General features: G+C 30.4%; 25 protein-coding genes and 1 riboswitch. Of the genes, 2 read left to right on the top strand and 23 right to left on the bottom strand.

Annotated features, from left to right (window positions below):
• Nucleotides 1–231 precede the first annotated feature (231 nt).
• A complete protein-coding gene (locus tag IC175_RS12935) occupies nucleotides 232–798 on the top strand; it encodes a tyrosine-type recombinase/integrase (protein WP_227434090.1) in 567 nt (188 codons plus the stop codon).
• Nucleotides 799–929: 131 nt separating this feature from the next.
• Here the strand turns inward: IC175_RS12935 and IC175_RS12930 are convergent, their stop codons facing one another.
• The 9 genes from IC175_RS12930 to IC175_RS12890 form a co-directional block, all read right to left on the bottom strand.
• Nucleotides 930–2,132 (bottom strand): homoserine dehydrogenase, encoded by a 1,203-nt coding sequence (locus IC175_RS12930; RefSeq protein WP_227434089.1) that lies wholly within the window; start codon nucleotides 2,130–2,132, stop codon nucleotides 930–932.
• Nucleotides 2,133–2,235: 103 nt separating this feature from the next.
• Nucleotides 2,236–2,342, bottom strand: a riboswitch (SAM riboswitch).
• A 93-nt stretch (nucleotides 2,343–2,435) separates the two neighbouring features.
• The gene (locus tag IC175_RS12925) at nucleotides 2,436–2,804 is read right to left on the bottom strand and encodes a YhbY family RNA-binding protein (RefSeq protein ID WP_227434088.1); all 369 of its coding nucleotides are present in this window, start codon (nucleotides 2,802–2,804) and stop codon (nucleotides 2,436–2,438) included.
• Between the two features lie 29 nt (nucleotides 2,805–2,833).
• The gene (obgE, locus tag IC175_RS12920; protein WP_227434087.1) at nucleotides 2,834–4,111 is read right to left on the bottom strand and encodes a GTPase ObgE; all 1,278 of its coding nucleotides are present in this window, start codon (nucleotides 4,109–4,111) and stop codon (nucleotides 2,834–2,836) included.
• A 110-nt stretch (nucleotides 4,112–4,221) separates the two neighbouring features.
• The gene (rpmA, locus tag IC175_RS12915) at nucleotides 4,222–4,512 is read right to left on the bottom strand and encodes a 50S ribosomal protein L27 (RefSeq protein ID WP_003419086.1); all 291 of its coding nucleotides are present in this window, start codon (nucleotides 4,510–4,512) and stop codon (nucleotides 4,222–4,224) included.
• Nucleotides 4,513–4,525: 13 nt separating this feature from the next.
• Nucleotides 4,526–4,843, bottom strand: coding sequence for a ribosomal-processing cysteine protease Prp (locus IC175_RS12910; protein ID WP_227434086.1), 318 nt, complete (start codon nucleotides 4,841–4,843; stop codon nucleotides 4,526–4,528).
• A gap of 14 nt (nucleotides 4,844–4,857) precedes the next feature.
• On the bottom strand, nucleotides 4,858–5,169 hold the full coding sequence (rplU, locus tag IC175_RS12905; protein WP_003419082.1) for a 50S ribosomal protein L21: 312 nt from the start codon (nucleotides 5,167–5,169) through the stop codon (nucleotides 4,858–4,860).
• Nucleotides 5,170–5,269: 100 nt separating this feature from the next.
• Nucleotides 5,270–6,691, bottom strand: coding sequence for an Rne/Rng family ribonuclease (locus tag IC175_RS12900; RefSeq protein WP_227482188.1), 1,422 nt, complete (start codon nucleotides 6,689–6,691; stop codon nucleotides 5,270–5,272).
• Nucleotides 6,692–6,710: 19 nt separating this feature from the next.
• Nucleotides 6,711–7,409 carry a TIGR03936 family radical SAM-associated protein gene (locus IC175_RS12895; protein WP_227482187.1) on the bottom strand — a complete coding sequence of 233 codons (699 nt, stop codon included), beginning with the start codon at nucleotides 7,407–7,409 and terminating at the stop codon, nucleotides 6,711–6,713.
• A gap of 1 nt (nucleotide 7,410) precedes the next feature.
• Nucleotides 7,411–9,255, bottom strand: a complete 1,845-nt coding sequence (locus IC175_RS12890) for a TIGR03960 family B12-binding radical SAM protein (RefSeq protein WP_227482186.1) — start codon at nucleotides 9,253–9,255, stop codon at nucleotides 7,411–7,413.
• 307 nt (nucleotides 9,256–9,562) lie between these two features.
• On the opposite strand from IC175_RS12890, the gene IC175_RS12885 reads away from it, so the two are divergent.
• Complete coding sequence (locus tag IC175_RS12885; protein WP_227434082.1) at nucleotides 9,563–10,756, top strand: FprA family A-type flavoprotein; 1,194 nt, start codon at nucleotides 9,563–9,565, stop codon at nucleotides 10,754–10,756.
• Nucleotides 10,757–10,901: 145 nt separating this feature from the next.
• Here IC175_RS12885 and IC175_RS12880 read toward each other — a convergent pair whose 3' ends face one another.
• The 14 genes from IC175_RS12880 to rsxE form a co-directional block, all read right to left on the bottom strand.
• The gene (locus tag IC175_RS12880; protein ID WP_227434081.1) at nucleotides 10,902–11,315 is read right to left on the bottom strand and encodes a methylglyoxal synthase; all 414 of its coding nucleotides are present in this window, start codon (nucleotides 11,313–11,315) and stop codon (nucleotides 10,902–10,904) included.
• Nucleotides 11,316–11,355: 40 nt separating this feature from the next.
• On the bottom strand, nucleotides 11,356–12,486 hold the full coding sequence (gene rodA / locus IC175_RS12875) for a rod shape-determining protein RodA (protein WP_227434080.1): 1,131 nt from the start codon (nucleotides 12,484–12,486) through the stop codon (nucleotides 11,356–11,358).
• An 84-nt stretch (nucleotides 12,487–12,570) separates the two neighbouring features.
• Nucleotides 12,571–12,855, bottom strand: a complete 285-nt coding sequence (gene minE / locus IC175_RS12870; protein WP_054273171.1) for a cell division topological specificity factor MinE — start codon at nucleotides 12,853–12,855, stop codon at nucleotides 12,571–12,573.
• Between the two features lie 17 nt (nucleotides 12,856–12,872).
• Nucleotides 12,873–13,670 (bottom strand): septum site-determining protein MinD, encoded by a 798-nt coding sequence (gene minD, locus IC175_RS12865; RefSeq protein WP_227434079.1) that lies wholly within the window; start codon nucleotides 13,668–13,670, stop codon nucleotides 12,873–12,875.
• Nucleotides 13,671–13,693: 23 nt separating this feature from the next.
• Nucleotides 13,694–14,377, bottom strand: coding sequence for a septum site-determining protein MinC (minC, locus tag IC175_RS12860; protein ID WP_227434078.1), 684 nt, complete (start codon nucleotides 14,375–14,377; stop codon nucleotides 13,694–13,696).
• A 98-nt stretch (nucleotides 14,378–14,475) separates the two neighbouring features.
• The gene (locus IC175_RS12855) at nucleotides 14,476–17,454 is read right to left on the bottom strand and encodes a penicillin-binding transpeptidase domain-containing protein (RefSeq protein ID WP_227434077.1); all 2,979 of its coding nucleotides are present in this window, start codon (nucleotides 17,452–17,454) and stop codon (nucleotides 14,476–14,478) included.
• Nucleotides 17,455–17,465: 11 nt separating this feature from the next.
• Nucleotides 17,466–17,954 carry a rod shape-determining protein MreD gene (gene mreD, locus IC175_RS12850; protein WP_227434076.1) on the bottom strand — a complete coding sequence of 163 codons (489 nt, stop codon included), beginning with the start codon at nucleotides 17,952–17,954 and terminating at the stop codon, nucleotides 17,466–17,468.
• Nucleotides 17,955–17,969: 15 nt separating this feature from the next.
• Nucleotides 17,970–18,863: a rod shape-determining protein MreC gene (mreC, locus tag IC175_RS12845; protein WP_227434075.1), complete on the bottom strand. Its 894-nt coding sequence runs from the start codon at nucleotides 18,861–18,863 to the stop codon at nucleotides 17,970–17,972.
• A gap of 9 nt (nucleotides 18,864–18,872) precedes the next feature.
• Nucleotides 18,873–19,934: a rod shape-determining protein gene (locus IC175_RS12840; protein ID WP_269469188.1), complete on the bottom strand. Its 1,062-nt coding sequence runs from the start codon at nucleotides 19,932–19,934 to the stop codon at nucleotides 18,873–18,875.
• Between the two features lie 70 nt (nucleotides 19,935–20,004).
• A complete protein-coding gene (gene radC, locus IC175_RS12835) occupies nucleotides 20,005–20,664 on the bottom strand; it encodes a RadC family protein (protein WP_227434327.1) in 660 nt (219 codons plus the stop codon).
• A gap of 44 nt (nucleotides 20,665–20,708) precedes the next feature.
• Nucleotides 20,709–21,293, bottom strand: coding sequence for a Maf family protein (locus IC175_RS12830; RefSeq protein ID WP_227851601.1), 585 nt, complete (start codon nucleotides 21,291–21,293; stop codon nucleotides 20,709–20,711).
• A 219-nt stretch (nucleotides 21,294–21,512) separates the two neighbouring features.
• Complete coding sequence (locus tag IC175_RS12825) at nucleotides 21,513–22,484, bottom strand: RnfABCDGE type electron transport complex subunit B (protein WP_227434326.1); 972 nt, start codon at nucleotides 22,482–22,484, stop codon at nucleotides 21,513–21,515.
• A 15-nt stretch (nucleotides 22,485–22,499) separates the two neighbouring features.
• Complete coding sequence (gene rsxA / locus IC175_RS12820; RefSeq protein WP_054269663.1) at nucleotides 22,500–23,075, bottom strand: electron transport complex subunit RsxA; 576 nt, start codon at nucleotides 23,073–23,075, stop codon at nucleotides 22,500–22,502.
• A gap of 14 nt (nucleotides 23,076–23,089) precedes the next feature.
• Nucleotides 23,090–23,683 carry an electron transport complex subunit RsxE gene (rsxE, locus tag IC175_RS12815; RefSeq protein WP_227434073.1) on the bottom strand — a complete coding sequence of 198 codons (594 nt, stop codon included), beginning with the start codon at nucleotides 23,681–23,683 and terminating at the stop codon, nucleotides 23,090–23,092.
• Between the last annotated feature and the right edge of the window lie 5 nt (nucleotides 23,684–23,688).

Below are 23,688 nucleotides of genomic sequence, written 5' to 3'. Positions count from 1 at the left end.
TTATATTTGTCATAATCTTAATAACCTTTTTAATTACTTTATCAGCATAGTTATTTCATCACAATTTTGATAATTTTTTATAACAATATTTTTCAAAAATTCTCCTTAATCACATATAGCACACTTATATAAAGTAATTGGTATATTTTTCCAATATATAATATTTCATTTATATTATATAATAAATACCGACCTAAACTTATCAAATCAAACTAAGAGGAGTGGTTGAAAATGGCAACAAGACCTATAGAAATAGACGAATATAAAAAGATAATGGAACTACTACATACGGGCTTTATTTATAGTGAAAATGGCGTTGAAAAAAGATTTAGAAAGAATCCTAAGGTTGCATTAGCACTAATGTTAGAAGCTAATTTAGGTCTAAGAATATCAGATATTTTAAGATTAAAAATAGGTAATTTTAAAGGTAATATGTTGGAAATAAATGAAAAAAAGACAGGTAAACTACAGTATAGACCTGTTAACAAAAATATAATTGAATCTATAAATGAACATGCAAGAAAGTATAATCTTAAATCAGATGACTACTTAGTAAATATAAAGACAAAAGCTATCCAGAAACAATTGAGAATAATTTGTAAATACTTAAATTTGTATAACATAAGCACACATAGCTTTAGAAAGCTCTATGCTACTACTCAATTTGAAAAGAGTAACAATAACTTAGAATTAGTTAAGGAACTCTTAAACCATAGCTCTGTAGCCACTACACAGCGATATATAAGGGTAACTCAACAAGCTATTAACGAGGCGAGTGAAAATTTTTTTATTGAATAAGTAAAATGTTATAATCTATCTATTTTTCTATTATCTTATTAAGTCACCAGCTGTTAAAAAGGTGAAGAAAAACAAAATAAACTTTTTGTTTTTCTTCACCTTTAAATTTTTACAGTCATTACATAGATATTTTAATCTACTTTTAATAGTTTTTTAACTGACTTACTATATTCATTTCTCTTTACATCTTCTAAGAACCTATCAATTTCATGTTCTGATTTTGCATTTATAAAAATAGCAAATTCTTCTTCATCTATAATATTATAGCTATCTACATATTTATCTAAACATTTTAAAATTCCATCTTTATTATATTCACTAAATCTAACTACTGCACTACATTCATCTTCTATAAGCCCACTCAAATCCAATTTACCTTTTGAAAAAGACTTTATATTTGAACTCCTATTATCTATTATATCTATGATATCAGCATAAACAGCACTTCCTGTTGCACCTCTTCCAGCACCCTTACCTACAAAAGAAAGTTCTCCTACAGAATCTCCCACTATAATTACTACATTAAACTCATTATCTATTTTAGACAGCATATTATCATTATCCACCAATGCAGGTCTAACAAATCCACTTACTTCTCCCAATTCATATTTACTTCTAGCAACTAATTTTATCTTACAATTTAATTTCTTAGCATATTCTATATCCTTTTCATCTATTGAAGTTATCCCTTCTAATAACAAATCTTTCCAATACACTATTTTCCCATAAGATAAAGTAGATAATATAGATAGTTTTCTAGCACTATCATATCCTAATACATCTGCATCTGGATTAACTTCTGCAAATCCTAGTTCTTGTGCTTGTTTTAAAGCTACATCATATGGTAAATTTTCATCATACATCTTTGATAATATAAAGTTGCATGTTCCATTTAAAATAGCATTTATACTTTTTATATTATTACCTTCTAATGATTCTATTAATGGCTTTAAAACTGGAATACCACCTGCTACTGATGCTTCAAATTTAATGCTAACATCATTTAAGTTAGCCAGCTCTATAAGGTCACTACCTCTTTCAGCTAATAAATCTTTATTTGCTGTTACTACATGTATTTTTTTATTTAGAGCTCTTGTTACATAATCAAGAGCTGGATTTAGTCCTCCAATTACTTCAACTAATATATCAACATCTTTGTTAAATATATCTTCTATATCTGTTGTTACCTTATCAAAATATCTCTTTGATTTATGCTTCTCTTTATTTTTAACTAAAATTCCAGCTATTTCTATTTCTCTTTTTAAAGTATTATTCTCTATTAAATCTATTAATCCACTTCCTACTGTTCCATACCCTAGTATTCCTATCTTCACTGTTACATACCCCCATCACTTTTGATTATATTAATTTATTTATATATATAAATATGCCAATTAAAAAAGCTTGAGTATAAACTCAAGCCATATGACGGGTTTATACTCATCTTTCAGCGTAATTGCTGCAGGATTTAGCACCAATGTATATTAAAATATACTGGTTGCCGGGCTTCATAGGGCCAGTCCCTCTGCCTCTCTTGATAAGATTGCTAATTTAAATTTATTGTTAATAGTATAATACAATTTTTCCCAATTGTCACTATATTTTTTAACTTATTTCTTCTAAAATAATCTAATTAATTATCTAACTGCTCTTTTAGTTGGTTTACCTTTTTTTGTAACATTGTTATTTTTGACCTTAGCTTTTGCCTGTTCATGACCTGGAAAAAGTATCTTGGGCTCATCAATATTTCTCTTGTAAATAGTAAACTTAAAACCAATAGCTTGAACAAACTCTGCTCTTAAAGCTTCACATACTGCATTAGCAGTTTCTTTAGCATCAAGACCTGCATTTTCTAGTATAGTAACCTTTACTAGTTCTCTAACTCTTAGCATATCCTCTAATTGCTCTAAAAAGCTTTCTGTAACGCCTTCCTTACCAATTTGTGTAGTAGGCTTTAAAGTATTTGCTAAAGATCTTAAATATGCTCTTTGCTTTCCTTTTAACATATTATCACCTCTATAATTCTATATCAAAATTAATTGTAAAATTCAAATTCCAATTCGTAAATTCTAACTACATCCCCATCTTCAATTCCCATCTCTCTAAGCCTATCAAATACACCTTGACTTTCCATAGCTTTTTGGAAATATTGAAGTGATTCCATATCATCAAAATTTACAGAATACATTATTCTTCTAAGTGCCTTACCTGTAACTACATATACACCATCTTCAACATCTATGTTCAATCCTTCTTCTGTTCCAATATCAAGTTCTGGTCTATACATTTCTTCTTCTGAAACTAATTCCACATCTTCTACTTCTTTTAACATTTTAGAAACGTAGGCAATTACATCATCTATTCCTTGACGAGTTGCTGCAGACATCTTAAATACTGTATATCCTCTACCTTCTAATTCGTCCTTAAATTTTTCAAATTGGCTTTCATCTTCCAATATATCAAATTTATTTGCAACTACAACCTGAGGTCTTGTTGAAAGCTTCTCATTATATAATTTAAGTTCATCATTTATTTTGTCAAAATCCTCAATTGGGTCTCTACCTTCCAGTCCAGATATATCTACAATATGTATCAATACCTTAGTTCTCTCAACATGTCTTAAGAATTCATGACCTAATCCTATACCTTCAGAAGCACCCTCTATAATTCCAGGTATATCAGCAAGTACAAAACTATCTCCAAACTTAGTTTGAACAACACCTAAATTTGGTGTCAATGTTGTAAAATGATAGTTTGCAATTTTGGGCTTAGCTTTGGTTACAACTGATAAAAATGTTGACTTACCTACATTTGGAAATCCTAAAAGACCTACATCTGCTATCATTTTAAGTTCAAGAGTTATCCATCTTTCTTCTCCATCTGTACCAGACTTTGCAAAAGCTGGAGCTTGTCTTACTGCATTTGCAAAGTGTTGATTACCTTTACCACCTATACCACCTTTTGCAACTACTGCTGTATCTCCTTCTTTCTTTAAATCTGCTAGTACAAGACCTGTAGCTTCATCTCTTATCACTGTACCTGCTGGTACTTTTAATATTAAGCTTTCTCCATTTTTACCAGCCCTTTTACCTTTGCTACCGTCGCCACCGTGTTGAGCTTGATATTTTTTCTGGTATTTAAAGTCCATTAATGTTCTAAGACCTAAATCAACTTCAAATATGATGCTCGCTCCACGACCACCATCTCCACCATCTGGCCCACCAGCTGGAACATATTTTTCTTTTCTAAATGCTACCGAACCATTTCCACCATTTCCAGCTTTTACAAATATTCTCGCTTTATCTATAAACAAATTCTTCACCTACTTAATTAAAAACTTTTAATTAGCTTTACCAAAAATACTATTATAAATTCATCAGTATTATAAGAAAAAGGAGTGCATCAACACTCCTTTTATGTATATTACTCAGCTATTGCTACTGGATATATACTAACTTTTTTTCTCTTCTTGTCTTTTCTTTCGAATTTAACAGTACCATCAACTAATGCAAATAAAGTATCATCGCTACCTTTTCCAACATTAGTTCCTGGATGTATTTTAGTTCCTCTTTGTCTAACTATTATACTTCCAGCAGTTACTAATTGCCCATCGAATCTCTTAACACCTAATCTTTTAGATATAGAATCTCTACCATTTTTAGAAGAACCTACCCCTTTTTTAGATGCTAATAATTGTAAATTCATGTTTAACATATGGAGTCACCCCCTACTTTTTTAAAATTTTTATATTTTTTGGGTATTCCCGTTTAATTTCTTCAACCGCTAATTGAAAGTGATTTAGTAATAACTGTGCATCTTTTAGATATGCATCTTTAACTATACATTCTATATGCCCTTCTTCTCCTACTACCTTTTCAAATTCAATCTTTTGTAACTTGTCTAAAGAGTTTATAACTGCAATAGCATTAGACGTAACTGCAGAACAGACTATATCATAGCCTATTTCAGCAAAATCAGCATGTCCCTTTAAACAAAAACCTTGCAACAAGAAATCATCATTATAATAATATTTAACCTTTATCATAACTAGTCCAATAATTAAGCGTTGATTTTCTCTACAACTATCTTAGTATATGATTGACGATGTCCTTGTTTTCTTCTGTAATCTTTTTTTGCTTTATACTTGAAAACTATAACTTTCTTAGCTTTACCTTGTTCAACAACTTTTGCTTGAACAGATGCTCCTTCTACTACTGGAGAACCTAATTTTAATTCTCCATCTTTAGAGCAAGCTAATACTTCGTTTAAAGTAACAACATCACCTGCGTTAGCTTCTAACTTTTCAACGAATAATACATCACCTTCAGAAACTTTATATTGCTTTCCACCAGTCTTTACTATAGCGTACATTAAATACACCTCCTCGGTCTCAAACTCGCCAGTACAAGGTACTTCATTAGAAGATTTAGACCTTTACTGTGCGGCATTACAATTATTAATTATAAAATATTTACATTTTATTGTCAACTATTTTATCAAAAATAACATTTGTTTTGTTGTGTTTTAATGCGCAGTTTGCGTTTAAAGAAATTTTCATATTATATTTTTCACCAATTTTATCAATTATATCCATATAATCTTCTTTTATTTGTTTAAAAACAAAATCATTGAATTCTATTATTACGTTTTTATAAACTGTATGCTCACTTATTCTCATAATTTCTTTTTCGACACTATCCACTATATGATGTATAGATTTTATAGTTTTCGTTCCATCACAGCATGGGCAAGCCATTAAATAATACTTATCAATAGACTCTTTTTCTCTTCGTCTTGCAACTTCTACTAAGCCAAGTTTTGTCATTCCTAACACTTCAGCTTTTCTCTTATCTTTACTAAACTCTTCCTCTAGTATGTGTAATACCTCATTTTGATATTTCTTTTTATACATATCAATAAAATCAATTATTATTATTCCAGCTATATCTCTAATTCTAAGCTGTCTCACAATTTCCTTTGCAGCTTCAATATTTGTTTTATAAACAGTCTCATCAAGTTTACCAGTTCCAACAAACTTACCTGTATTTACATCTATAACAGTAAGAGCTTCTGTTTTTTCTATTATTAAATAACCACCACTCTTTAACCATACTTTTTCATTTAATAATTTTTCTATTTGAGATTCTATTCTATATAAATCAAATACATCTTTATTTTCTTCAAGGTATAATTTATCAATATAATCATTATTTATAAGCTTCAAAATAGGTTTTAATTCATGATATTTATCATAATTATTGATAATTATAGACTCAATCTCATCATTTACATTATCTTTTACATATTTAGTTGCAAAATCTAAGGACTTATATAATAGCTTTGGTCCCATACCAAGTTTATATTCTTTTAAAATATTATCATACTTTAATTTTAACTCTTCTATATCTTTTTTTATTTCATCATGAGTACAGCCTTGAGCTTCAGTTCTTATTATTAATCCCAAGTTTTCTTTATTCACTGCTTTTGTGATTTTTTTTAATCTAAATCTTTCTCTTTCATCAGTAATCTTATTTGATATAGTAGTTCTGTCGTTGGAAGGTATATAGACAATATACCTTCCAGATATACTAATTTCAGTATTTAATTTTGCACCCTTAGTACCAATTTCTTCTTTATTTACTTGAACCAAAATCTCTTGCCCAGATTTTATGGTACTTTCTTTTTTTAACTGTAAATAAGCAAGTTTCTTAAATCCAATATCTACAAAACATGCTTCTATTCCTGGTATAACTTTTTTTACAATTCCACGATATATATTGGATACAGTTTTTTTATTTAAGTTATCTTCAACAAAAAGTTCTACTAACTTTCCATCTTCAAGCACTGCTGTTTTCTGAGACCCTATTAAGGACTCAATAACTATCTTCTTCACAACTTCACCTCTCACGAACTTACATAGGAGTCACTAATTCCCCATCTTCTAATACATATAAATCTCTTCTCAATATATCAACTTCTAATGGGTCAATATCCAGTTCAAACATCTCTAACATTTTAGGAATAAGTATATTAGTATTTAAATTAGTTTTTGAACCTGTAGCTATAGTAGCAGTAAGAGTAATATGCTCATCTTCTAAATTTAAAACATCAAAAGTTCTTATCATGGGCCTTATATCAACTTCAACCAATTTTCCTTTTTTATTCTTTTTTGTTATGATTATCTCTTTATTATTCATAAAGTCAATTACTTTTCTTTTTACAAACTCTTTAGTCAAAGACCTTTTTAAATCTATATTAAACAGATACTCTCCATAATCTATTACGGAAGAAAGAGAAGGTGTCTGTCTATCAATTTCCTTTGCTTTAATAAATTCTATCCCCTCTGGAAGCTGAACTGACACTTTATCTAAAAACTCATCTACCAATAAATCATCTTCTATCTCAATATCCACATACTCGCCTTGGCTTTCTGTCCCTAATGCTAAAGCATTACCATAACTCATCTTAGGATGAGGGTTAAACCCTTGAGAATGTGATAAATTTATTTCAGCTCTCCTAAATGCTCTTTGTAATAATCTTTGAAGGTCAAGATGTGATATATATATCATATCACCTTCTTTTTTAAATTTGACTCTAATTATTTTACTCATATTAACAAAGCCCCCTTCCTATATCATGTATATTTATTCCACAACCATTACAATTATGTCTGCAATCAGAAGTGATTTTTTCTTTTTTAGCATTTTCATCTTCTCTAATCAAGAATTTTTTACTTACACCTACATCTATATGGTCCCAAGGGAATACCTCTTCATATCCTCTATTTCTATGTGCATAGAAGTCTATAGAAAGATTGTTTTTTTCCATAGCTTCCTTCCATATATCTAAACTGAAGTGTTCTGCCCAGCCATCAAATTTTGCACCTAATTTAAATGCATCATATATAACTTTTCCTATCTTTCTATCTCCTCTAGCTACTACAGCTTCCATCAAGCTAGTCTTTGAATCATGATAGTTATATTTTATATTGTTATTTCTCAATTTATTGACTAAATGTCTTTGCTTATCAACTACTTCCTCTGTTGTATCTTGACCATGCCATTGGAACGGTGTAAATGGTTTTGGTACAAATGTGGATGTACTTACTGTAACACTAAAACTTCTTTTTAGCTTACCTCCATTTACTTTTCTATAAATATCAATAACTTTATAAGCTAATTTGGCTATTCCATCCAAATCATCATAAGTTTCAGTTGGCAAACCAATCATAAAGTATAGTTTAACACTATTCCATCCCATTTCGAAAGCTCTTTCTGTTGCATTTTCTAAGTCTTCTTCTGTAACACCTTTATTTATAACGTCTCTAAGTCTCTGAGTTCCTGCCTCTGGGGCAAAAGTAAGTCCAGATTTTCTTACTTGTTGTATTTTATCAGCAATCTCCATTGAGAAATTGTCTAGTCTAAGCGATGGAAGTGAAATTCCTATATTATTAGATGCATATTCATCTACTAAATAATCAGTAAGCTCAGACAACTTACTATAGTCACTTGTACTAAGTGATGATAATGATATTTCATCATATCCAGTATTCTTAACTAATTTGTCAAGTATCTCTTTAAGTCTTTCAACACTCTTTTCTCTTATTGGTCTGTATATCATACCAGCTTGACAAAATCTGCATCCTCTTGTACAGCCTCTAAACAATTCTAACACTATTCTATCATGAACAGTATCTATATAAGGTACTATTAATTTTTCTGGATAATCTACAGTTTCAACATTTTTTATTATCCTCTTAGTAGGACTCTTAGTAACCCCTTCTCTATTAGGAGTTACACTTTGAACTGTACCATCTTCATTGTATTTAACATCATAAAAACTTGGTATGTATACTCCTTCTATACTTGATATTCTGTATAAAAAATCACCTCTAGTTGTTTTATTTTTCTTCCACTCTTTATACTCATTTACTACTTCTAAGTTAACTTCTTCACCTTCACCTAATATTACTATATCTACAAAATCTGCTAAAGGTTCCGAATTATAAGCACAAGGACCTCCAACCATTATAAATGGGTCTTCCAATTTTCTTTCTTCTTTTAATATTGGTATATTGGCTAAATCTAATATATTTAAGATATTAGTGTATGAAAGTTCATATTGAAGTGTAAAAGTAACAAAATCAAAGTTTGTTATAGGCTCTCTTGACTCTAATGCAAATAATGGTATATTTTTTTCTCTCATTATATTTTCCATGTCAACAGCAGGAGAATATACTCTCTCACAAAATACATCTTCATCTTTGTTTATTACATCGTATAATATATGACTTCCTAAGTGACTCATCCCAACTTCATACAGGTCTGGAAAACAATGTGCATATCTTATCAATTCACTATTGCTAGTATCTTTATGAATTGAATTTATTTCATTCCCAAGATATCTAGCAGGCTTTTCTACTTTTTTTAAGATTTTTTTCAAGTCTACTTTATTCATTTATTAAAATTCCTCCAAACAAGTTCTTTATTTTTATTCTTATTTATAAGTAATATTATACACGATAAAATATTTTCTATCAAAAATATAACTAAAATATTGAATTTAAAATCTATATTATTCACAAAATAGTATATCTAAAAATATTTTCTATTAAATTTTTATTAAAATACAGATTTTTTACCAAATATGATATATTATAAACATAAAACTATGTTTTTGATGACTTATAATGACATCTTTTGTTTCACTGACCTCAAAATGGGGTATGTTATTTATATAATGATAATTTTTAGGAGGGTTAAAAATGAGTAAAGTTTTCGAAGTAAAAAAAGATATCTACTTTACTGGCGTAGTAGATGAAGGTTTAAAAGTATTCGACATAATAATGGAAACAGAGTTTGGGACAACTTATAATTCTTACTTAATAAAGGACGAAAAAACGGTTTTATTTGATACAGTAAAAGCAAATTTTAAGGATGAATTTTTAAGTAATTTATCAGAAGTTACTGATATAGCTAAAATTGACTATGTTGTAGTCCATCACACAGAGCCAGACCATGCTGGTAGTTTAAAATACTTATTAGATTTAAATCCTAATATAGAAGTTTATTGTACTAAAGCTGCTAAATTATACTTAGATGGTCAAATAAATAGACCTTTTAATTGTCATGTAATAAAAGATGGTGAAGTTTTAAATATCGGTAAGAGAAATCTTAAATTTATAACTGCTCCATTCTTACATTGGGTTGATACAATGTTTACTTACATTGAAGAGGACAAGACTCTTTTAACTTGTGACGCATTTGGTTGTCATTTTGCAAGTGTTGATTCAGAAGTAGTAAACAGTGAAGATTATCTAAAATCAGCTAAACATTACTATGATTGCATAGTTAAGCCATTTGCTAAGCACGTGTTGAGTGCTGTAGACAAGGTTGTAGGGCTAAACTTAGAATTTGATACTATATTAACTTCTCATGGTCCAATGCTTACTAAAGACCCAATGGCTGCTGTAAAGAGATATGTTGAGTGGTCTACAGAAGCTATTAATACAACTAATCAAAATCAAGTTTCTATATTCTACTTATCAGCTTATAGCAATACTTTAGAAATGGCTAAAAAGATAAAAGAGGGACTTGATAAAGAAGGTGCAAAAGCTGAATTATATGATTTAGAAAATATGACATTAACAGAAATGCATGATACATTAGTAGTATCAAAAGTAATACTATTAGGTTCTCCAACTATAAATAAAACAATGGTTAAACCTATGTGGGATTTATTCTCTGTTATAGACCCAATGGCTAACCAAGGTAAGATAGCAGGAGTATTTGGTTCATTTGGTTGGAGTGGTGAAGGTATAACTATGGCTGAAACTTTACTTAAAGCTATGACATTCAAAATGCCTGTAGAATCTCTTAAGAAAAAATTCTTCCCTAGTGAGGAAACATTAAAAGAATGTATGGAGTTTGGTGCAGAATTTGCAAAATTAGTTAAATAGTTATTTTTATTTAAATGACATATATCTATAGTCCATCATTTAAATTATATAAAAAAACTCACATTAGAGTTTTTATCTTATAGAACAAATTAAAATGAGGTAGCTATTTTAGCTACCTCTTAATTTTATATATTATTTACTTTTATTAAACACGTTGACTTTTGCTCTTCCTAACTTCTCTCCATGATAGTTCTCCCCTATCAAGAGCTTTTATAAATATTTCTGCAGAAGCTAGATTTGTAGCTATTGGAACATGGTACACATCACAAAGTCTTATCAAAGCTTGTATATCTGTCTCATGAGGTTGAGATGTAAGTGGGTCTCTTAAAAAGATAACTAAATCTATTTCTTGTGTTACGATTAAAGAACCTATTTGCTGGTCTCCACCTAAAGGTCCAGATGCCAATCTAGTAATCTTTAATTCAGTTTCATCCATTATTCTTTTTCCTGTAGTTCCAGTTGCATATAGTCCATATTTTTTTAAAATTGATTCATAACCTATACAAAATCCTACTATGGTATTTTTCATTTGGTCATGTGCTACTAATGCTATATTCATTATACTCAATCTCCTCAATTTATGTTTAGAACTCTTACACTTAGAAATTTATTTTCTTTCTTCTCATACACACATTTAGTACTAATCCTAGATTGGCTAAAGATGTTAATAGTGAACTTCCTCCATAACTTACAAAAGGTAATGTTACTCCTGTTACTGGAATTAACGCAACAGTCATAGCAATATTTTGAATTATCTGGTAAGCAAACATACCCATAACACCAACTACAATGAGGGTCCCATAAAAATCCTTAGCATCTCTTGCAATTGCTAAAATCCGTAATAAAAATATTGCAAATAAGATTATAAGCACTGTCATTCCTATTACACCAAGTTCTTCACCCACAACAGCAAATATAAAGTCACTATCTTGTACTGGTAAGAAATCTTCTTGGTTTTGACTTCCATTATACAGACCTTTTCCAGTCATACCACCAGAGCCTATTGCTATCAAAGATTGCATAACCTGATAGTTTCCTTTTAAGGTTACATCTTCTGGATTTAGGAAGGCTTCTATTCTTACTTTTTGATGGTCTGCCATCATTAAATACATCAATGGCATTGATACCAAGAGTATTATTATTCCTCTTTTTATTAGCTTAGAACTAAGACCTGCTGTAAACAGCATTGCAAATACCATACAACAAAATACAATTCCTGTTCCTAAGTCTGGTTGAGCAAGTAGTAATCCAATGAATGGGAGAGAATAAACTACAACAGGTATAACCTCTTTTAATGTATTTAATTTATCCTTCTTTGTCTCAAGTATCTTTGCATAACTAAGTATAAATGTTAATTTTACTATTTCAGAAGTCTGCAAATCAAGTGGACCTAAGTTAATCCAAGACCTCGCACCGCCTTTTTCAGTACCAATTCCAGGTAATAAAACTACAGCTAATAAAACAAGGCTTATTATATAAAGAGCCTTATAGTACCTTCCTAGAAGATTATAATCAAAAAATAGTATTACTATAATCATTCCTATTCCAAGCACAAAAGCTAGTCCTTGCTTAACTAATTGATTATATGAACCTGTAGAATTAGCATGTGTTGCACTACTAAGTATAACAAGCCCAAAAATAAAGATAGCTAATACTGTAACTATAAGTTTCCAGTCTAACTGTTTTATCAACTTAATTGTCGACTTATAATTAATATTGATTTTTTTCAAAGAATCACCGTCTTTCTATCTTTAAACATATAATTAAATAAAAGGGGCATATACCAATAAGGATATCCCCCTTTTAAGCACTAATTACATACATCTATCTTTAATATTCTTTAATGGTATATTAGCAACTAATGCAGATACAGGTTTGTCATCATGTTCACCTCTGCATTTAGACATTTTGATTTCAAGGCCATCTTCTTCTATTTCTGCATAGTTGGCTATTACTTTTAAAATATCTGTTTTTATCATCTCTAAAAGTTGTGGTGAACAATCTACTCTATCATGAACTAAAACTAGTTTTAACCTCTCTTTAGCAACAGATTTACTAGTTTTAGCTTCGTTAGAAAAAACTCTAAATAAATCTAACACAGATGTATCCTCCTTTGCTACTTAGCCATGCTAAACATTTTTTTTAGTCTACCAAAGAATCCATCTTCAACTTCAAGTTCAAGTAGAGGAACTTCTTCATTTAGTATCCTTTTTGCGATATTTTTGTATGCTTGACCAGCAAGAGATTTTGAATCAAGTATTGCTGGTTCACCTTTATTTGTTGATATAATTATACTTTCATCATCAGGAACAAGACCTAATAAATCTATTGCTAGTATCTCTATTATATCTTGTTTGTCCATCATGTCTCCACGCTTAACCATATCATTTCTAATTCTATTTATAACTAATCTTATTTCTTTTATTTCATTTGCTTCTAATAGACCTATTATTCTATCTGCATCTCTTACTGCTGATATCTCTGGATTTGTAACCACAATAGCTCTATCTGCACCTGCTATTGCATTTTTAAATCCTTGTTCAATACCTGCTGGGCAGTCTATTATTACATACTCGAAAGATTCTTTCAATTTTTCACATAGGTCAACCATTTGCTCAACTGATACAGCATTTTTATCTCTAGTTTGTGCTGCTGGTAATAAATATAGATTATCAAATCTTTTGTCTTTTATTAGAGCTTGCTTAAGCCTACAAGTTCCTTCAACAACGTCTACTATGTCATAAACTATTCGATTTTCAAGACCCATTACTACATCTAAATTTCTAAGTCCAATATCTGCATCTACAACTACAGTTTTTTTATTTTCTAGGCTTAGCGCAGTTCCTAAGTTTGCTGCGGTAGTAGTTTTTCCAACTCCACCTTTACCGGATGTTATAACTATAACTTCGCTCATAATACTACCCCCTATTTTTCTTTCTATTTGTCCAACTTTGACAAATAGCTTTCGATTACAATTCTTCCATTACTCACAAAGGCTATTTCTGGGCTAATTTCTGATTCAATTTCATAATTTTCTTCATCATCTGGAGCTTCTGCAATATTATCTGCTATTTGCAATATTTTTGGATTAAGATTTCCAGCAACAACATAGGCAAACTCATTGCCCTCTGAACCTGCATGCACAAAACCTTCTATTTTCCCCATTACAAAAACATTTCCTCCTGCTACAACCTTAGCGCCAGCATTTATATCTCCCATAACAACTGTATTTGATTTTGAAATGACCTTTGAACCAGGTCTCATATCATTTAATATGACTACATCACCTTCAAATTCAATATTTTCGCCAGATCTTAGGGTATTGACATATTTTGTTTGAAAATTATTATTTTCTTCAATTTTTTGATCTTCAACAAATTCCACATCAAATCTAGAAGTAATTCCTTCTTTTAATTCTAGAATCTCCATGTCAGTTAAATAATCACTGTTAATTTTACTAATTTTAGCACCATTAAAAAAACCAACATACGCTTCCAATTTGTTTATTATATTTTCTTGTATTTCTTCAAATGGAGCTTCTCTTTTTATATTTACTATTATCCCTCTTTTATTACCCTTGAACTCTACTAGTTCTTGACTACAAATTTCTCTTAAAGACATAACAACCTCCAGAGTGATATATCATTTATATTCTTCAAATGCGCTTTAAACCCTTTTATTTTTTCTACATAAAGCTAAAGTTTATAAATGGATTTAACTTATCTATTGATTTGTGACTCGAAATTTATATTTTCGTCAGAAGAATTATTAACATCATCCGTCTTGTTGTCTTTTTTGCCGTTAGTTGGCTCTAATCCCATATATGTTCCAATAACTTCTCTAGTTGGTAAAAGTGAGAATACACTTGAATCACCTTGAGGAATTACACATACAACAGCTATTTCTGGGTCATCTGCTGGTGCAAATGCAACAGTCCATGTAAAAGAACCATAATCTGCTTTAAACTTATCTATTTGGTCATCTGTTATTTTTGGATTTAATTCTTTTATAGCTTTTCTTAAATATGAAGAATTCACTTTATCAGTATCCTCTAATTTAACTTTTACTCCATCTTCTAATTCTTCTTCTAATTTCTTTCTTTCTTCGTCTTTTAAATCTTTATTTTCTAGTTTTTTCTTTATTTCTTTTTCTTTAGCTAATGAAAGTTCTTTTTCTTTTTCTGCCTTCATCTTATCAGCCATTTTAATTGCATCATTTAGATTAACATTATAAGATGACATATGACTCTTTAAATATTCATATTCATTATCTGTAGGTATTTTACCACTTTTCTCAGCTGTACCAGTCTTTGCTGCTACATCTATTGGGAAATCAGCAAAAGCACTTTTTGCTGTACCTTGTCTAGCAACCAATTTCATACCTTTTGTTAGTTCCTTTAGATTGTCTGGATTTTTGAAAGGTATTTTTTCCACTTTCTTTTGGTCATTAATTTTTACTGATGAATAATCACTTGAAACAGCTCTATCAACTACAGATAATTCTACTAAATTACCTCCATTTGCTATAGCAGCTACGTATCTTGATATTTGAGCTGGCGTATAGGCATTTTCACCTTGCCCTATAGCTAAGTTGAATGTATCAGCAGTACTCCATTTTGCAAAGTTAAAGTAACTAAATACCGCCATATCCGCTACATCTTCCACTCTATTTTCTTTAACATCCAATTTTTTCAATCTATTCATCGTTTCTACTCTACCAGGAGTTTTCTTTTCAGCTGCCCAACTTACAATTTCATCGATTCTTTTTTCGTATTCTTTAGGATTTTTATCTCTAGTTATATCAACAAAGTCATTGGCCATTTCTCTATCTAAAGCTGATTTTAACAATGCTTGTGTTGATTTTAATTTATCCTCTGTGCTAGGCACCTTACCTGCTCTTTCTTCTACTTCGTCTTCAAGCCCAGTATTTTCATCTAATCCAAATAGTTTTGCATACTCAAGTATCTTATTTGCATTCATATCTATACCAATACTTTTTCCATCTGGCCATGTCTTACCTGTACCAATAGTTGCCATATATATGTTACAAGACTCTTGTATAGCTTTATATAAATTTGTCATACCATGATTTCCTCTACCATGATTCCACACATAGTCGCCAAATGATTTTTTCCCTAGCATAATAACTCCAGGGTCATTTATAGTGAAATTTGGATTTAGACCATTTTCTAAAGCTGCCATTGAGGTTACCATCTTAAATGAAGAACCTGGCTGGAATTCCCCTTGTGTAACTAAGTTTAATAGTGGACTTCCTGCTAGTAAGTCATTTGGATTCTTTGGTTGTAGTGCTTTATAGTCTTCTGTGGAAATACCCTTTGCAAATTTATTTGGGTCATAGTCAGGATAACTTGATGAAGCTAAAACCTCTCCATTTTTAACATCAATAGCTATAAGAGCTGCTGATTGTGCCTTTCCTGCATATGCACTAATTGGCTTATCCCCAAACTTACTTTTAAAAGTACCTCCTTTTGAAGCAACTTCTATTATCTGTTTTAATGCATTATCTGAAACTTCTTGTAAATCTTTATCTAATGTAAGGTATACAGTATCTCCTGATTTAGGTTTTTTTGATTCAATTTCTTTACTGATTCTACCCAATGCATCAACTTTAACCATTTTATAACCATCAGTTCCTCTTAGCTTGCTTTCATTACTTTTTTCTACTCCTGCAAGACCTACCATATCTCCTGTTTTATATCCTTTTTGTAGATATGATTCTATTTGAGTTGATGGCATTTTTCCTACATATCCTAACATATGTGAAGCTAAAGTTCCATTAGGATAATATCTCACTGGTTCAACTGCTACTGAAACACCAACAAGGTCCATAGCACTTTCCTCAATCTGTGCAATGGTAGTTTCTCCTACATCTTTTGCAATTGTTACTGGATTATATTGAGAATATCCTTTTGATTTTATTAAATCTCTTACAACCATTATTTTTCTTGCATCTTCATTACTTAAACTTTTATCAATCTTAAATGCATCGCTATTTCTTACTTTTTCAAACGCTTTTTCAGCACTTAAATTAGTCTCTTTTATTTTATAACTGGCCAACCAATCTCTCTTATCTCTCTCTGCTGTAAACATCCATTTACTAACTAAAATAGGAGGATAGTATCCATTTTCATTTAGTTTTGCTTGTAATTTTGTTGCATCTAACCTTTTATCTTCTTGAGACAAGATTCCTGCTGATATAAGTTTATCTACCAAGTAATAAAAACTCTCTTTAGCATTATAGTCACTTGGTATTCCATTTTCTGATTTATATTCTCTAATCTCTCTGTCATATGTATAATAGTACTTTCCATTTTCTACATATATAGGAAATTCATCTACATATTCTTCACCATTTTTCTCAAGTAAATTTATAAGCTTCAATGATATTTCATTTGCTCTTGAACGCTTATTAGCATCTTTTTTATTAATATCGTTACCTGAAACTTGAACAGTAAATAAATTTTTATTTCCTGCTAGCAATCTTCCATATCTATCTTTTATTTCTCCTCTTGGAGCCTCTATTGCCAATTTTTTATATGTTTTATTTTCAGCTAACTCATTGTAGTATTCATATTTAAATGTAGTCATGTAGACTATTTTTACTAAAATAGCTAAAAATATCACGCTTATGACTATTTTCATTATTTTAAATCTATCAACTTGTTTATTTTCTTCCATGAAATCACCAACTAATCTTCTTTAAGTTTTAAAACTGCTCTTTTAGACAAGCGATATATTATTAAACCAATTAAACTATTCACTATTGGTGCTACTAGTAGACCCTTTACTAAAAGTGTTGATATGCTATAGCTTTGATAGATTATACTAGATGTACCTATATTGACAATTGAATCAATTAAACTTCCTATTAAAACCAAAACGAAAGTAATAATATAGCTACCTTTATATAGTTGATCCCTCATGTGTCCAATCGCATATGCAATAACAAACAAAACTAATGCATTTACACCAAGAATTCCACCAATGGTTATGTCCTTAATAAGCCCTATTATAGCTGCTATAATCCCACCTTCTAATTCATCCAAATAAAGAGAAATTATAGTTACATATATAAGAACTAAGTTAAAGCTTATTCCAAAAATATTTATATAATTTGTTATACTATTTTCTATAGTCATAACCACAATACCCAATAGACAAAGTAAAACTTTTTTCATTGTTTTTTATCCCCTTTATCCTATATTTCTTGGTTCTATGACTACAACGTCATCTATATTCTTAAAATCAACATAAGGTTTTACAACTACATATTTTAGTGATTTATCTTTATCATCAATTACCTTTTCAACCTCACCAATTGGTATGCCTTCTGGGAAAAATCCAAGACCAGATGTTGTTATTATATCTCCTTGAATTACATTATATGATGAGTCAAACATATAACCTTGTAAATAACCTTTACTATTATAACTATCCTTATTGTCTAAAGTAGTATTTTGAGTAATTGCTCCTTTAGCACTAGCATTTTTTGCTAATTTAAAACTTACAGATGATTTAGAATCTAATAGTGAAATTGCCTTACTATAATCGTTGGAAACTTCATAAACTATACCAACTAGACCACTGCCATTCATAACTATACTTTCTTTTTTTACACCTGAATTTTTTCCCGCACCTATTATAAAACTCTCATACCAGTTTCCATCATTTTTACCTACAACACTTGTAGAAATACTTGTTGCTTTATATTTTTCTTCTACAAAGCTAAGTGTCTTCTTTAATTCTTCTAATGATTCTGTCTTGTCTAATTTGGTATTTAAAGCTATAACATCTTTTTTAAGCTTTTCATTTTCTGATTCTAATTTTTTTACCTTTTCAGAGTTATCTCTATAATTTAAGATATCTTTAAAACCATTTTTTATAAATGAAAATCCATCATTTATTCCTTTTCCTACACTTGTAATAGCATCTGATGCTACACCTAAGTTTACTGGGCTTCCACTTGAAAACTTACCAATTGATATACCCACAATTCCAATTAAAGTGATAGCAACTACGCCCGTTGCTATCACTTTAACATTAATCCTTTTTTTCTCATTTTTATTCTTGTCAAATCTCAAGGCCATCACCAACTTCTAATTTTTAGCATTCATCATTAATACTTTTTCAAAAATTTCTTGGTCTTCAACAGATTTTCCTGTTCCAAGTGCAACACAATCAAGAGGAGCTTCTGCTATTTGAACAGACATTCCTGTTTCTTGTGTAATAAGTTTATCAAGACCTCTAAGTAAAGCTCCTCCTCCTGTTAGCATTATTCCGTTTTCCATTATGTCTGATGCTAATTCTGGTGGAGTCTTTTCTAATGTAGATTTTATAGCATCTACTATTGAACTCACAGGCTCTTTTAATGCTTCTCTAACTTCTGTAGAACATATTTCTATTGTTTTAGGTAACCCTGATATTAAATCTCTACCTCTTATTTGCATATTTATTTCTTCATCATCTTTAAATGTAGAACCTATGCTAATTTTAACATTTTCAGCAGTTCTTTCACCTATCATAAGATTATATTCTTTTTTTACATAGGCAACTATAGACTCGTCAAATTCGTCTCCACCAATTCTTATAGATTTAGCAGTAACAATTCCTCCTAGAGATATTACAGCTATTTCTGAAGTACCTCCACCGATATCAACTACCATATTACCTTCTGGCTCTTCAACCTTTAATCCAGCTCCTATAGCCGCTGCCATTGGTTCCTCTATAAGAAATGCATCTTTAGCACCAGCTTGTCTTGCAGCCTCTTCTATAGCTCTCTTTTCAACTTCTGTAACTCCAAAAGGAACACATATAGCTATTCTTGGACTTACAACACCTTTTTTATCAGCTGCTTTTTGTATAAAGTAACTAATCATTGATTGAGTTATATCAAAGTCAGCTATTACTCCATCTTTCATTGGTCTTATAGCTACTATATTTCCTGGTGTTCTACCTATCATTTTTTTAGCTTCTTCACCTACTGCTAAAACTTCTTTACTGTCATCTCTTATTGCAACAACTGAGGGTTCTCTAACAACAATACCTTGTCCTTTTATGTAAACTAATGTATTTGCAGTCCCTAAATCTATTCCCATATCCTTTGTCATCTTGTTAAAACTAAAAAAACCTCTTTTTTCTTTCTTTTTTTCCTTAGCCATGATTTTACTCCTTCCTACTAATTAAGAATCATGTTTAAAACATTCTCCTACTATTTTATCACATATAAAGTCAAATTATCATATTTTCTTTAAAGCTAAAGTATAATCCATCTCCAATTATTATATGGTCAATTATTTCAATCCCAATTATTTCTCCACATTTAATAAGTCTTGATGTAATATTTTTATCTTCCTTTGATGGTTCTACACTTCCTGAGGGGTGATTATGCATCACTATTATTTTACTTGCACTTCTCTTTATAGCTTCTTTAAAAACTTCTCTAGGATGGACTAATGATGAGTTTAAAGTCCCTACAGATATATCTACATCAGATATTATCTCATTTTTTGTATTTAAAAGAACTGCCTTAAAAACCTCTTTTTTCAAATACCTCAGACTATTCATATAATATTTATGTATATCCCAAGGATTTTTTATTTTATACTTCATAGGTTTAAAACTAGCTACTCTAAAGCCTAGTTCTAAAGCTGCTTTAATTTGGGCTGATTTTGACAATCCAATTCCATCTATATTACACAGCTCCTCTATTGTCATTTCCTCTAAATGTCTAATACCCTGAATATCTTTATTTATTATATAGTTGGCTAACTCGATTGCATTTTTATGTTTGTTACCAGTTCTTAAAAGTATAGCCAACAATTCAGCATTTGATAAGCTTTCTACTCCTTCAGCAAGCATCTTTTCTCTGGGTCTTTCCTCTAGTGCCATTTCTTTTACCTTAATGGTTGAATTAAATGACTTTTTCAGATAAATCACACTCCATAAAAAAGATTTATATTAAAATGTTCCTTTAACAAGTCACCTAACTTTGAAATTGGAAGTCCAACTATATTAAAATAATCGCCTCTAATCTCTTCAACTAGCAAAGCTCCATATCCTTGTATTCCATAAGCTCCTGCTTTGTCAAATGACTCTTTAGTTTTCAGATAATCCTCAATATCTTTTTCTGATAACGTTTTAAATTTTACATTGCTGATTACATAGTCAATTATTTTTTTATCTTTGCACAAGTTTATTAAGCTAATACCTGTTATGACTTGATGCTCTCTTCCAGATAGTCTACTTAGCATGTCTCTTGCACAAGACTCATCTTTAGGCTTTCCTAAAATAGCATTATCTAAAACAACAACAGTATCAGCTCCAATAACAACATCTTTCTTATGTTTAGATGCTACAAACATACTTTTTTCAAAAGCTAATCTCATAACTAAATGTTTTGGTGCTTCACCTTCCAATATAATCTCATCAATTTCACTTTTAATTATATCAAATCTTACATTTGTATTCTCTAGAATTTCTTTCTTTCTTGGAGAGGCTGATGCCAAGATTATATTCATTTATTCACCTCATTTGTACGTAATTTGTACCTATTTAGTCTATCACTATATTGTAAAAAATTCAACAGAAATGTCGAACCTTTTTTGTTACACTATTGTTATATTTATTACCAATAAAATAAATATACATAAAATAGAGGTATGGAAATTATTCCATACCTCTGTTTTATGTACTCATTAGAGATATGGAAATTATTCCATATCTTTATTTTGTCCATATTACAAAATTTTAATAGCTTTCTTTGGACATTTTTCCATACATAAATGGCATCCTACACATTTGTCTGCATCTACCTTATGTTTTTCTTTTAATTCACCTTCTATTGCATCAAACTTACATTGTTTTTTGCACACTGTACATCCCACACAAAGTTCTTGGTCAATAGTAACTTTCTTTCTTTTAGCTATATCACCTGATATTACTTTTGTAGGGCATTTTTCTACACATTGCATACAACCTACACACTTACTAGGGTCTATTTTAGCTATTTTGTTTTCAAATATTATTGCATCAAATTTACAAGCTTTTACACACATTCCACAACCAATACATCCAGCAGTACATTTTTCTTTAACAGCTTTACCAAATTCTTTGCTATTACATTCTACAACTATTGATTGGCTTTCTGGTTTTGTAATTATTATACCCTTAGGGCATGCTTCTTTACATTTTCCACAGTTAACACATTTTTCTTCATCTATTACTGCTACTCCATCAACTATAGAAATAGCATCAAATTTACAAACAGTCTTACATGTTCCAAGACCTAAACATCCAAACTTACACATTTTAGCTCCTGAATTTAAAACATTTGCTGCTCTACAATCAGATATTCCTTCATACTCATATTTATCTTTTGCACTTGAGCAAGTTCCTTTGCAAATAACTTTTGCTACTTGTTTTTCACCTGCTTCAGCACTTACGCCCATTATTTCTCCAACTTTTGCACCAACATCTGCTCCACCTACAGGGCAACCATTAACTGGTGCTTTTCCTTCAACTATCGCACTTGCAAGACCTCCACATCCTGGGAATCCACAACCACCACAGTTAGCACCTGGAAGTACTCCTAGTATAGCTTCCACTCTTTCGTCTACTTCTACAGCAAACTTTTTAGATGCAAAATCTAATACTATCCCGAAGATTAAGCCCATAACTCCTAAAACTAATACAGCTGTAAGTATCACTATTTTCACCCCTCTTTTTTATAGCTTTATAAGTCCTGTAAATCCTAAGAAAGCTATTGACATTAAACTTGCTGATATAAGTGTTATAGGGAAACCTTTAAACGCTTCTGGTATATCAGCTAATTCTAGTCTTTCTCTTATACCTGCGAATATTACTATTGCTAAAGTAAATCCAGCTCCTGCTCCAAATCCGTTTATTATTGTTTCTACTAAATTATAACTTTTTTGAACATTAACTAGAGCTATACCAAGAACTGCACAGTTTGTAGTTATAAGAGGTAGATAAACTCCTAATGCTTGATATAAAGATGGACTCATCTTTTGAATTACCATTTCAACGAACTGAACTATAGAAGCTATAACCAATATAAAAGCTATTGTTTGTAAAAATTCAGTTCCAGTCTTTACTAATAAAATTTGTATAAAATAAGTTATAATTGAAGCTAGAGTTAGAACGAATGTAACTGCAACTCCCATCCCTACTGCTGTATCAACTTTCTTAGAAACTCCTAAGAAAGGACATATTCCCAAGAACTGAGATGTTATAACGTTATTAACAAGAACGATACTTAAAAATAAAAGTATTAAATTCATTTATTACACCTCCACTACGCTTTTTTACTTCTTAATTTATTAAATCCTGCAAATAAGAATCCTAATGTTAAGAATGCACCTGGTGGTAATATAAATATTAATACTGGTTGGAAAGATGCTCCAAATAGTGTCATTCCAAATAAACTACCATTTCCAAGTAATTCTCTTACTGCACCTATTACTGTAAGAGCAACAGTAAATCCAAGACCTTGACCTACACCATCAACAATTGAAGCTAGTGGACCAGTTTTAAAAGCAAAACTTTCTGCACGAGCTAGTATTAAACAGTTAACAACTATTAATGGTATATATATACCAAGAGCCTTATCAAGAGCAGGAACATATGCTTTTAAAACCATTCCTACTATTGTAACAAATGTAGCTATAATGACTACAAATATAGGTATTCTTATCTTATCTGGTGTGATTTTTCTTAGTAATGATATAACTAAATTTGCACATATTAAAACTGCTGCTGTTGAAAGACCCATACCGATTCCATTTATTGCTGAAGTTGTAACGGCTAGTGTTGGACACATACCTATAACTTGCACAAATGTTGGGTTCTCATCTATTAGCCCATTTTTAAATACTTTAGCTAAATTCATAATTA

The organism is Clostridioides sp. ES-S-0123-01 (assembly GCF_020658415.1).
Classification (GTDB): Bacteria; Bacillota; Clostridia; order Peptostreptococcales; family Peptostreptococcaceae; genus Clostridioides.
Note: the sequence above shows the minus strand (reverse complement) of the source record. Positions and strands in the feature narration are given on the sequence as shown.